The organism is uncultured Sphingomonas sp. (assembly GCF_964021865.1).
In the GTDB taxonomy this organism is placed as follows: domain Bacteria; phylum Pseudomonadota; class Alphaproteobacteria; order Sphingomonadales; family Sphingomonadaceae; genus Sphingomonas.
The window spans coordinates 44,174-55,304 of the sequence record NZ_CAXIAM010000020.1; the positions used below are offsets into that span (position 1 = coordinate 44,174).

At 62.1% G+C, this 11,131-nt stretch carries 10 protein-coding genes and 1 tRNA gene; 3 read left to right on the forward strand and 8 right to left on the reverse strand.

The window, feature by feature from the left end:
* Positions 1-4: 4 nt before the first annotated feature.
* On the reverse strand, positions 5-1,099 hold the full coding sequence (locus AADI75_RS07600; RefSeq protein WP_341208432.1) for an anhydro-N-acetylmuramic acid kinase: 1,095 nt from the start codon (positions 1,097-1,099) through the stop codon (positions 5-7).
* 94 nt (positions 1,100-1,193) lie between these two features.
* Here AADI75_RS07600 and rimO point away from each other — a divergent pair, with 94 nt between their 5' ends.
* Both rimO and AADI75_RS07610 read left to right on the forward strand, forming a co-directional pair.
* Positions 1,194-2,525, forward strand: a complete 1,332-nt coding sequence (gene rimO / locus AADI75_RS07605) for a 30S ribosomal protein S12 methylthiotransferase RimO (RefSeq protein WP_341208433.1) — start codon at positions 1,194-1,196, stop codon at positions 2,523-2,525.
* Between the two features lie 92 nt (positions 2,526-2,617).
* The gene (locus tag AADI75_RS07610; protein WP_341208434.1) at positions 2,618-3,643 is read left to right on the forward strand and encodes a methyl-accepting chemotaxis protein; all 1,026 of its coding nucleotides are present in this window, start codon (positions 2,618-2,620) and stop codon (positions 3,641-3,643) included.
* A gap of 17 nt (positions 3,644-3,660) precedes the next feature.
* Here the strand turns inward: AADI75_RS07610 and AADI75_RS07615 are convergent, their stop codons facing one another.
* The 4 genes from AADI75_RS07615 to AADI75_RS07630 all read right to left on the reverse strand — a co-directional run bounded on the left by AADI75_RS07615 (position 3,661) and on the right by AADI75_RS07630 (position 7,116).
* Positions 3,661-4,155 carry a PEPxxWA-CTERM sorting domain-containing protein gene (locus AADI75_RS07615; protein ID WP_341208435.1) on the reverse strand — a complete coding sequence of 165 codons (495 nt, stop codon included), beginning with the start codon at positions 4,153-4,155 and terminating at the stop codon, positions 3,661-3,663.
* A gap of 126 nt (positions 4,156-4,281) precedes the next feature.
* Positions 4,282-4,785, reverse strand: a complete 504-nt coding sequence (locus AADI75_RS07620) for a GAF domain-containing protein (protein WP_341208436.1) — start codon at positions 4,783-4,785, stop codon at positions 4,282-4,284.
* Between the two features lie 424 nt (positions 4,786-5,209).
* Positions 5,210-5,584, reverse strand: coding sequence for a response regulator (locus tag AADI75_RS07625; protein ID WP_341208437.1), 375 nt, complete (start codon positions 5,582-5,584; stop codon positions 5,210-5,212).
* Complete coding sequence (locus AADI75_RS07630) at positions 5,581-7,116, reverse strand: histidine kinase dimerization/phosphoacceptor domain -containing protein (RefSeq protein WP_341208438.1); 1,536 nt, start codon at positions 7,114-7,116, stop codon at positions 5,581-5,583. Before AADI75_RS07630 ends, AADI75_RS07625 begins: the two co-directional genes overlap by 4 nt.
* Positions 7,117-7,417: 301 nt before the next feature.
* On the opposite strand from AADI75_RS07630, the gene AADI75_RS07635 reads away from it, so the two are divergent.
* Positions 7,418-8,044 carry a PAS-domain containing protein gene (locus AADI75_RS07635; protein WP_341208439.1) on the forward strand — a complete coding sequence of 209 codons (627 nt, stop codon included), beginning with the start codon at positions 7,418-7,420 and terminating at the stop codon, positions 8,042-8,044.
* A 319-nt stretch (positions 8,045-8,363) separates the two neighbouring features.
* On the opposite strand, the gene AADI75_RS07640 is transcribed toward AADI75_RS07635, so the two are convergent.
* From AADI75_RS07640 to AADI75_RS07650, 3 genes are all read right to left on the reverse strand, one after another.
* Positions 8,364-8,440, reverse strand: a tRNA-Met gene (locus tag AADI75_RS07640).
* A 59-nt stretch (positions 8,441-8,499) separates the two neighbouring features.
* Positions 8,500-9,021 carry a 2'-5' RNA ligase family protein gene (locus AADI75_RS07645; RefSeq protein ID WP_341208440.1) on the reverse strand — a complete coding sequence of 174 codons (522 nt, stop codon included), beginning with the start codon at positions 9,019-9,021 and terminating at the stop codon, positions 8,500-8,502.
* Positions 9,018-10,937, reverse strand: coding sequence for a potassium transporter Kup (locus tag AADI75_RS07650; protein ID WP_341208441.1), 1,920 nt, complete (start codon positions 10,935-10,937; stop codon positions 9,018-9,020). The genes AADI75_RS07645 and AADI75_RS07650 overlap by 4 nt, the downstream gene beginning before the upstream one ends.
* Between the last annotated feature and the right edge of the window lie 194 nt (positions 10,938-11,131).

Below are 11,131 nucleotides of genomic sequence, written 5' to 3' on the forward strand. Positions count from 1 at the left end.
GGCGTCAGCCTGCCCTTGGGATGAACATCGTACCGCCTGGCATCGCATGGGGCACGCCGGTCGTACCCGGGAAGCTGATCGGTAATCCCGCGAGCGTCCGCACCGCCATATAGGCGAAGCCCTCTGCCTCCAGCCCGTCGCCGTGCCAGCCGAGCGCGTCGACGGGTTCCGGCGTCAGCCCCGTTCTCTCGGCAATCATGCGCAGCATCGCGGGATTGTGGCGTCCGCCGCCCGCCACCAGCAGGCGCCGTGGCCGGATCGGCAGCAGCGTCAGCGCCTCAGCGACCGTGGCGGCGGTAAAGGCCGTCAACGTTGCGGCACCATCCGCCGCCGACAGGCCACGCGCCGGTTGTATCGTGAAATCGTTGCGATCGAGCGACTTCGGATAGGGTGCGTCGAAGAACGGATGGTCGAGCATCGCGGTCAGGACGGTTTCGTCGACCCGACCCGCAGCGGCGAGCGCACCATCCTTGTCGAAGCGCGCCCCGCTTTCCTGTTCCACCCAGCTGTCGATCAAGCCGTTCGCCGGCCCGGTGTCGAACGCCGCGATCGCCGCGCCGCCATCGATCAGCGTGATGTTCGCCACCCCGCCCAGGTTGAGGATCGCGACCGGCCCTTCGAGCCCGGCGGCAAGCGCTGCGTGATAGACCGGAAGCAGCGGCGCCCCCTGCCCGCCCGCCGCGACGTCGGCGCTGCGGAAATCGGCGACCGTGCGGATCCCGGTGGCGTCGGCCAGCACCTGACCGTCGCCGATCTGCCACGTCCAGCGCCGGTCGGGGCGATGCGCGACCGTCTGCCCATGAAAACCGATCACGTCGACGTCGCCCGCCGCGACACCGGCATCGCGGAGCAACTTCTGCACCGCCAGCGCGTGCGTCCGCGTGATCAGCGCCGCCGCCTCGACCAGTGGGGGGCTGGGGCGCGGGCGGGGATAGGTGAGCGCGATCGCGGTCGCCTCCGCCAATTGCGCGCGCGCGGCGTCCGAATACGGCTCGCCGCGAAACGCGATGTGACGGACAGCCTGCTGCCCGTCGGTTTCGATCAGCGCGGCGTCGATCCCGTCCAGCGACGTGCCCGACATCAATCCGATCGCCAGCATCCGCGCGTCCTCCCGTCCCGAAACAGTCGCCGCTATCGCGTGTGCCGCCGCCACTGGCAAATCGCGTCGTCCCGCATTATGTGCGGACGATCCCATGGCAACGCAAATCCCCTTACCGCCCCGCGTGGGCATGGTCTCGCTCGGCTGTCCCAAGAACCTGGTCGACAGCGAACGGATCCTGACCCAGCTCCGCGCCGACGGCTATCAGATGTCGGCCGATTATGCCGGCGCCGACGTCGTGCTGGTCAACACCTGCGGCTTCCTCGATTCCGCCAAGGAGGAATCGCTGGAGGCGATCGGTGAGGCGATCGCAGAGAACGGCCGCGTGATCGTCACCGGCTGCATGGGCAAGGAAGCCGAGACGATCCGCGCGCGGTTCCCGGATGTGCTCGCGATCACCGGCGCGCATGAATACGAACAGGTGGTTGAGGCGGTCCATGCCGCCGCGCCTGCGTCGCTGAGCCCGTTTGTCGACCTGATCCCCGATGCGGGGCTGAAGCTGACGCCGCGTCATTACAGCTATCTGAAAATTTCGGAGGGCTGCAATCACCGCTGCTCCTTCTGCATCATCCCGTCGCTGCGCGGCGACCTGGTCAGCCGCCGCCCCGACGCGATCCTGCGCGAGGCGGAGAAGCTGGTCGCCGCCGGCACGCAGGAATTGCTGGTCATCAGCCAGGACACCTCCGCCTACGGCATCGACATTCGCGACCAGTCGCGGATGTGGAAGGGGGCGGAGGTGCGTCCGCACATGACCGATCTGGCGCGTGAACTGGGCAAGATCGCGCCGTGGGTGCGGCTGCACTATGTTTATCCCTATCCGCACGTCGATCAGGTGATCCCGCTGATGGCGGAGGGTCTGGTGTTGCCGTACCTCGACATTCCGTTCCAGCACGCCGCGCCGGCGGTGCTGCGCCGGATGAAGCGTCCGGCCAATGACGCCAAGGTGCTGGGCCGGATCAAGGCGTGGCGCGACATCTGCCCGGACATTGCGATCCGCTCGACCTTCGTGGTCGGCTTTCCCGGCGAGACCGAGGAGGATTTCCAGTATTTGCTCGACTGGCTGGACGAGGCGCAGCTCGACCGGGTCGGCGCGTTCCGGTTCGAGCCCGTCGAGGGTGCCTCGGCCAATGCGCTCCCCGATCCGGTGCCGGAAGCCGTCAAGGAAGAACGCTATGCCCGGATCATGGCGAAGACCGCCGCCATCTCGGCCGCGAAGCTCGCCGCCAAGGTCGGGCGCACGCTGGAGGTGATCGTCGACGCCGTCGATGCCGAGACAGGCGGCGCGTCCGGCCGTTCGATGGCCGATGCGCCAGAGATCGACGGCGAGGTGCACCTGCGCGATGGCGGCCATTTGTCGCCCGGCGACATCCTGCGCGTCGTGATCGAGGATGCGGACGAGCACGACCTGTTCGGCGTGCCGGCCTAACCGGTTGATCGGCGTTAAACGCTAAAGGCCGTTTTCCATACGGTTGGTTAACCCGGCGCTTTTAAGCCGGCACGATCGTCGATGGAGATGTCATGCCGCGCCGTATCCGGTCCCTGCTGTCAATGCTGAGCGCCGAGGTCGCCGCGCATGCCGATCGGTCGGAAGCGATTGCGGGACAGACGCGGCTGCTGGCGCTGAACGCCGCGATCGAAGCCGCGCGGTCGGGCGAGGCCGGGCGTGGTTTCGGGGTCGTGGCGCAAGAGGTGAAGACGCTGGCGGCGCAGGCGAGCAATTCCTCGCGCGCTTTCCGCGAGGATTTGCTCGGCCGGCTTCATCAAGGCAGCGAAATCGCCGCCGATCTGGTTCGCGAGCTGGAAGGCGGGCGGCTGGGCGAGCTGGCGCAGTCGATCGCCGACGCCCTGTCGCGGACGTTGTTCGACCGCACGATCGACGTGCGCGTGCTGGCGAGCGACCATGCGGTGCGCGAAAGCCTGTTGCTGCCCGGCGATGCCCGCGCCGAAGCGCGCGCGCTGGAGCGGATGCGGTCGCTGCTGGGCTTCTCTCCCTATTTCCTCAATGCGTTCGTTGTCGCGGCCGACGGGCAAGTCGGGGTCTGCGCGCATGACAATGCCTCCGTGCGAACCGTTCGTTTCGAGAATTACGGCCAATTCCGGGCCGCGATGGATGGACCGATGCCGAACGGCTGGGCGACCGACGAGGTGTGGTCCAATCCCTGGTCGCACGATCGCAAGGTGTTGATCTTCGTCGCCCCGGTCGTCGTCGAGGGGGTGACGGTGGGCGTCTGCTATCTCGAATATGATTTCGAGGGGCAGGTTGCGCGACTGATCGACGTCATGAACCGCTCGTCACGGCGCGCGACGATCTCGATCGTCGATAGCGAAGGCCGGGTGGTCGCGACGACGGGAACGCGGCGTTTCCATGAGCGCCATTCGCATGCCACTGAGATGCGCGGCACCCGGGTCCAGTCGCTCGATCGACTGGTGGTGGCGCAGGCTTCGGTGCCCAGCGACCACGGCGTTCCCGGGCTCGACTTCCGCTGCGTGATCGAGGATCACGTCGCCTCCGAAACCGACGTCATGGCTGCGATGGCCGCCTGAGCCACCGCCCGCCAACGTCAAGTAAAGCGAAGGATCGTTCGGCGACGCAGGGCGAAGCCGATCAGGCCGAAGCCCAGCAGCATCGTCAGCCAGGTGCCGGGTTCGGGCACCGCGGGCGTGAGCGACCGCGACACCGTCAGCGTGGCGGCAGTCGACGTGTTCTTCGACTGATAGGAACCAGCCTCCGCAAAGGCACCGTCGTTGAAATAGCGATAGACGACCGTCGAACCGAAGCCGGTGCTCGCGACGATGCTGACCTGATCGCAGGCACTTGTGCCGCCGCCGTCCGGACAGGTCGCCTCGAAGCGTACACGCTGTATAGCGGTGGACGCGTTCTTCAGCGCCGCCCGCTGGATCCACTCCTCTCCAACGAACGCGTCGGTTTCGACCGTGAATTCGAGAGCGCCGCCCGCGAACGGCTCGGTCGTGGCGAACGTGTACGTAACGGCCGCGCTGGCACCCGTCGGTGCCACGATTGCCGCTGCCGCCGCGACAAAGGCCCATACTCTCATCGAAGTTCCCCGCCGCACGCCGCTGCCCCTTTCGCCGTCGTGCGTACTTGCCCGGTTAGCAGTGCGTCCCTTGCCTGTTAAGCAATCCGCGGCACATCAATCGGCGAATTGTCCCATTTCAGGAGTTCATGGGGTAGCGAATACGCGTGAGGCAAGTAACCGCATCGCATTGGCTTGGCTGTCGTCGATGGCTTGGCGCGGGGTTCGGCTTGAGACGCACAAGACGCCGAGCGCTAGACCCGCCTTGTTGACGAGCGGCGCAGCGACAAAAAAACGGATCAGTCCCACTCGCACGAACGGATTCGAGCCGAACGCCTCTGCCGCTCTCGCGTCCGGAACACAGAAAACCTGCTCTGGCGAGAGGATCGCATGCGCCGACATGGAGCGCGCCCGCTCGTAGCGACCGATCTGGCCGCCGGAGGATGCGATCACGATCTGCACGTCATCAACGATCAAGGCAACGCCCGCCCAATCGCCGTGCAAGAGTTCTTTGGCCTGTTTCGCGATCGCGTTAAGGGTCGGATCGTTCATCCGATCGAGCAGCCCCGAGGCGTAAACAGCGGCGTTTCGCACCGCTTCGTCCGGTGGGATCGGCGCCGGGGAATAGAAAGTCACCGACACGCGATACATTCCCCCTTTTCCCGATATCGTTTCGAACGGGCGCCATGACTATTCGATTGCGAACCGACACGCCTGTTTCACATCTACCAATATGTCAGTAATGATAAATTTAGGCTTTCGATCCAGGCGCCTTGGATCAATTTGTCTCAAATTGAGACAGTCCTCGCCGGGGAGACGCTAACGACCGGTTGAAATCGCGAACATGCAAGTTCGCGTCCTGCTGCCCGCCCCTTTTAATAAACAAGCGCAGCTACAGACGCCGTGGCCGCATCGAGTCATGCTCGAAGGCATAAAGGTATGACCCGGCATCGCACCACGCGACAATCCCTATTTACCAACCTTCTTCTCTGCCGTCACCCAGCGACGACCGTCATCCTCTGGCTATAACCAATGAGCCTAGCCCCTGGAGCATCTACGTTTCGCTTTTGAGCACTCAATCCTCCATTGCGCTCTTCACTGCGGCTTCAAGCTGTCGATAAGAAACCGGCTTGAACAAGATTGCCCATGGATGATCGAGATTTATCCGCTCCACCGTTGTTGGTTCTTTGGAGCCAGTCACGAAAATTACGCGCGAGCCGACGCTGTGGTGGATAGCTAGTGCAGCGTCTACCCCGTCTTCTTCACCCCGCAGACGCATATCCATCAAGACGAGTTTGGGACGACAGGCGATCGCCTGATCAACAGCCTCTTTAGCAGTCGCGGCGGTTCCACAAACTACGAATCCAAGATCTTCAATCTGGCACCGGAATGCCATCGCAATCATCTCCTCATCATCCACGATCAGGATCTGGTTTCGGAGATTGCTCATCTTACCGGCGGCCCCTTTAAAAGCACCTCAACGATCGTTCCATTTTGTATTTTGTATGATATACTTCCCTGCAACTGGCGAACCATGCCATCAATGATGCTTTTACCTAAACCATTTCGTTTTGCTGCACTTTCTGAAGCAACAGTCGCGCTCCCACAGCCATCGTCTTTGACAATCAGCGTGACGTTGCCGTCTCCTACTTGCATCACCCTGACTGTGACGCTTCCTTCACCCGAGGGGAAAGCATGCTTTATCGCATTAGTGACCAGTTCTGTGACAAGCAGACCAAAAGGGATGGCGAAGTCCAGCCCAACCGTCATGGGCTCAGCATCAACAGATACCGCTATTTCACTTGACGCCGATCCCTCAACGATGTTTTCCACCAGCTCTTGCAGAAATGGTGCAAGGTCGAATGTTGAAAAATCTTCCGCCGACATCAATTGGTGATGAACCAAGCCAAGAGCATACACACGTCCACGCATATTATTAAGTGCACCGCGTGCGTCAGCATCATCTATTGTTCGAATTTGCATCACGAGTAAGCTGTCGATAATTTGTAGATTATTCTTTACTCTATGATATACTTCACGGATAAGCATATCCCGCTGCTGTAAAGCTTTCGTCTTTTCCGCCAGCGCATGTTCGATATGCTGGCGCGCCTCAGCCTCGGCCTTTTTCCTGTCGGTGATATCGATCGACACGCCCACGATGCCACTTGTTCCGCCCGCATCATCACTGAGCGGAACTTTCGTCGACAGAAACGTCCGCAAATTGCCATCAGGAAGGGTGATGACCTCTTCCATTTCCTGCGTCGTGTTGGTGCTCATGACCAACTGGTCATTCGCCATGATGGCCCTCGCCTGCTTTACATCGTACAGGAATTGATCGTCTGATCGCCCTGCAACGACGGCCCATGGTTGGCCGATAAAGCGTAGCGCGCTCCTATTGGCGATGAGCATCCGGCTCATCCTGTCTTTCGCGTAGATAGCGCCCGGCACCGCCTCGATGACCGTCTTCAGAAGCTTGTCCGAGTCGGCGTGATCCTGCCGGGCTTGCCTCAACTCGGATTCGGTCAGGTCCACGCGCAGGGCAAGCGCCGCACGCGCCGCGTTCAATTCAAGAAAGGTGGATTGATGCTCGTCGATTTCCTCCTGCAATGCCTTCATGGAGGGCAGGCGCAACAGTTTCGGAACGAGCGTAAGGGCGAACACCGCGGTCGCAATCGACGCAACGGCAGTTATCGCCTTCAACCATCCTTCGGTTACGTAGAAGGGGTACCATAGGACCATAATGCTGGCGACGTGAGTTACGCCGCATAGGCCGATGAACGCCGCAAATAGAAGAGCTAGATAACGGTGCCCCTGATCCAGATCAGTGCGCCCCGCGACAAACCGGGCAATCCCGAACGGGATGGCGAAATAGGCAAGCGCAATCAGCGCATCTGACCCGATGTGCAGGATCATCAGCTCCGGGCGCCACAACAGGCACATGCCATGAGGCATGAAGGTTTGTAGCTGATCGAACCAGTTCATTCCCCCGATCTCCCCCCGCGACCTCCATTCCCCTATTACCAGGACGGTGCCATATTATTTTGGGAATACAAGATGCTTACCGGGCAAGCCTTAGGTCAGCCGACAGCGCTTGTCGGCTGAGCGGAGCCGCCATTAACCAGCGACCTCTGGAAAGAGTCAAAGCTTCCCGATCGGTCGCTCTGATCGCTGCTCACCGGAAGCATCTGTTGTCGGGCTTGTTCACAAGCGCCGACCGAGCAGGTTATCGCGTTAACGAACACGCAACACCTCACTTATAACGCAGGTTATAAGAGGTGTAGCGTTGTCGAAGTTGGATGATCCGTCAAGACAACTAGAGATTCTCATGGAGCATATGCGTCATGGGATCATAATCTACGACGCGGAAGAACGAATTCGCCTGATCAATCGACATGTGGCTCGTCTTCTTTCATTCGCGCCAGAGGCAGTCGCGGCCGGTCACCTGTTACCCTCCTTCATCAACTGCGTGGGAGAAGCCGTCGGCTGGTCGGCTCATCGCAGGCAGCTGATCCTGAACAACCATCGCAGATGGATGGCGGAGGGCTGCGCCAGAACCTTCGATCACCATTATGACGACGGCAAGGTGCTCGAGATCTGCTTCAGTCCACTGCCACCAGGCGGGGCGGTCTTGACGTTCGTCGACGTCACGCATGAGCGGAATTTGCGCTCAGTTAGCGAAAAGCGCGTCGTGCTCACCCGCGAAGCCAGATCGATGCTGGAGCGGGTGGGGAAAATCGCCAGCGACACCCGCCTCGTCGCGTTGAACGCCAGGATCGAGGCGGCGCGCCTGGGCAGTGACGGCCGGGCCTTCGCGGTTGTTGCCGATGAAGTCCGCGGCTTGTCTCGCCAGACGTCCGAGGTGCTGATCGAGATCGAGCGGATCAACGAGGCCTCCCTAAACCTCTCGTAATCCGTGCAGCGTCAATCAACAGCCCGAGAAGCCAACCACTCCATCACTCATCATTAGGCGGGCATTTGCGCATCCTTGGGCAAGGCGGCCCACCGAAATGTAGGATAATGCCATCCGCCAGCGGCCTTGGCGCGGCGGTGCCTTGCCCGATGCCGCACTTGTTCCAACCCACGAGAGCACATGACGGCGAGCTCAAGACCCTCGACGACATACGGAACTGGAGGGGTCGAACGCGCATCCAGACGACCGGCGCGCGTGGACCACCACCAGCAAGCGCAATCCGGAAGCGTCAAATCAATGGCTTGGAAGCACGAACGCTTGGTAGCGGAGGAGGGACTTGAACCCCCGACACGCGGATTATGATTCCGCTGCTCTAACCAGCTGAGCTACTCCGCCCCGTTTCCGAGGGAACCAGCGCTCGTGAGGCGCGGGCTATAACAGCCGTTCCGACGCGGTCAACCCGCGAACGAATGCTTCGACAACATTTCCCAGGGACCGCCCCGATACCAATAGGCGGCCAGTCCGGCGATCGTGACCGGCCGCGGGCGAAATCCGGCGCGCAGTTCCGTCAGCAACGCCTTGGCGACCGCCGGCTCGACCTTATTCTGCACCGTGACGTGCGCACGCCAACCGCCGGCATCCTGCGGTGTCAGCAGTCCGGCGAACGCTTCAGCGAGACGCGCACGGATCGCGGCCAGCTCGTCGCAATCGATGCGGTATGCGACGCCGCGCCCGAGCGAGATGACATCGGCGATCCGCGCGCGCGGCGCGGGGACGCCGCGCGTCTCAGCGATCAGCCGCTGCTTCACCTCGGACGCGATTGATGGCGGGAGATGGTGGAACATCGTCAGATGCGCCGCGAGCTGGTTGCGCTCGGGTGGGAAATACGTGCTGCGCTCGGCATCGAAGAACGCCTGATCGCCGCGCCCGAACAGCGCGGTGACAATAATCGGGGCAGGGTCGAACGACGCGGTCAAATCTCGATCTGGCTGCCCAGCTCCACGACGCGATTGGTGGGCAGGCGGAAGAACTCCATCGCGCTTTCGGCGTTGCGCAGCATCCAGCTGAACAGCTTTTCGCGCCAGATCGCCATCCCGGGCCGCTCGGAGGCCAGCAACGTCTGACGACTGAGGAAGAAGCTGGTGTCCATCATCCGGAACGCCGCGCCGCAGCCGTCGAAGGTCTTGAGATGCGCGGGCACATCAGGCTCTTCCATGAAGCCATAGCGCAGGATGACGCGGTGGAAGCCCTGCCCGAGATCTTCGTGGAGGAAGCGATCCTCCTCGGGGAAATACGGCATATCGGTGACGCGAACCGTCAGCAGGATCACCCGTTCGTGCAAGACACGGTTATGCTTGAGGTTGTGGAGCAACGCGTGCGGCACGCCCTCCGGCGTCGAGGTCATGAATACCGCGGTGCCTGACACGCGCGTCGCCGAAGTCGCGGCCGAATCGATGAAGATCTTGATGGGCATCGCCGCCTCGCGCATCCGCTCGATCATCAGCTTGCGCCCTTGCGACCACGTGGTGAGCAACACGAAGACGATCACCGCGACCAGCAGCGGGAACCAGCCGCCGTCGGGCACCTTGGTCAGGTTCGATGCGAAATACAGGCCGTCGATCGACAGGAAGACAATTTCGAACAACGCCGTCGCCCAGAGTGGCCAATGCCATACGCGGCGGATCAACACGCCGATCATGCAGGTGGAGATGAACATCGTCCCGGTCACCGCGATGCCATAGGCCGCGGCGAGGTTCGACGATTCGCCGAAGCCGAACACGAGCAGCAGCACCATCACCATCAGCGCCCAATTGGCGGCGGGAATGTAGATTTGCCCTGCCTCGGACGCGCTGGTGTGGGTGATGCGGATGCGCGGCATCAGCCCGAGCTGCACCGCCTGCTGGACGACCGAATAGGCGCCGGTGATAACCGCCTGGCTGGCGATTACTGTCGCCATCGTCGCGAGGATCACGAGCGGAAGGCGCAAGTTTTCAGGCGCCATCAGGAAGAAGGGATTTTCGGCAGCCGACGGCGTTTGCAGCAGCAGCGCGCCCTGCCCCAGATAATTGAGCATCAGCGCCGGCAGCACGAAGGCCAGCCACGCCAGCTCGATCGGACGCCGGCCGAAATGCCCCATATCGGCGTAAAGCGCCTCAGCCCCGGTCACCGCCAGCACCACCGAGCCGAGCGCGAGGAACGCCAACCCGCCGTCGTTCATTGCGAAACGCATCGCATAGAGCGGGTTGAGCGCGAACAGGATGTCGGGGCGCTGGATGATGTGCGAGACGCCCATCACCGCCAGCACGACAAAATAGACCGCCATGATTGGGCCGAACAGCCGCCCGACCTTCTCGGTGCCGATCGATTGCATGTAGAACAACGCGATCAGGATCGTCACCGCGATTGGCAGAACGAACGAATCGAAGCCCTGCTCGACCGTCGCCAGCCCCTCAACCGCCGACAGCACCGAAATCGCCGGGGTGATCATGCAATCGCCGAAAAACAAGGCGGTGGCGAGGACGCCGAGGATGACGAGGCTCGTCCCCCATTTCTTTCCCGCCCCCGAACGCCGCTGGATCAGCGCGAGCAGCGCGAGGCTACCCCCCTCACCATTGTTGTCGGCGCGCAGCACGATCAGGACGTACTTCAGCGTCACGATCAGCATCAGCGACCAGAAGACCAGGCTGATGACACCGTAGATGTGGAGCGAATCGACGGTGAGCGGGTGATGCCCGACGAAGACCTCCTTCATCGCGTAGAGCGGGCTGGTGCCGATGTCGCCGTAGACGACACCGATCGCGCCCAGCGCGAGCTTGGCAAGGCCGCCGCTGTGGTGATGATGGGTTGCGCCCGCTTGTGCGCGAACCGCGGGGTCCACGGTGCTGACGCTCACGCGCTGGCCACCGCTATCGAGAGGTCGTCCGCATTGGTGGCCATAATGTGGCGCGACTAGCACGCGCCCGATGCGCCCGCAACGCGGAACAGGTGGAGAACATGAATGTTGTATTCAACGAAAGGACCTTCCCATCATGAGTAAGCGTGGCGTGAGGACCGCAGTTTATGCGGCTTGGGCTGTTGGCTGATCTG

Excerpts from the sequence above, each read along its gene's own strand:
- AADI75_RS07620 (WP_341208436.1), bottom strand. The coding sequence starts at position 4,785 with ATGTATCGCGTGTCGGTGACTTTCTATTCCCCGGCGCCGATCCCACCG.
- AADI75_RS07600 (WP_341208432.1), bottom strand. The coding sequence starts at position 1,099 with ATGCTGGCGATCGGATTGATGTCGGGCACGTCGCTGGACGGGATCGAC.
- AADI75_RS07610 (WP_341208434.1), top strand. The coding sequence starts at position 2,618 with ATGCCGCGCCGTATCCGGTCCCTGCTGTCAATGCTGAGCGCCGAGGTC.
- AADI75_RS07615 (WP_341208435.1), bottom strand. The coding sequence starts at position 4,155 with ATGAGAGTATGGGCCTTTGTCGCGGCGGCAGCGGCAATCGTGGCACCG.
- rimO (WP_341208433.1), top strand. The coding sequence starts at position 1,194 with ATGGCAACGCAAATCCCCTTACCGCCCCGCGTGGGCATGGTCTCGCTC.
- AADI75_RS07630 (WP_341208438.1), bottom strand. The coding sequence starts at position 7,116 with ATGAACTGGTTCGATCAGCTACAAACCTTCATGCCTCATGGCATGTGC.
- AADI75_RS07625 (WP_341208437.1), bottom strand. The coding sequence starts at position 5,584 with ATGAGCAATCTCCGAAACCAGATCCTGATCGTGGATGATGAGGAGATG.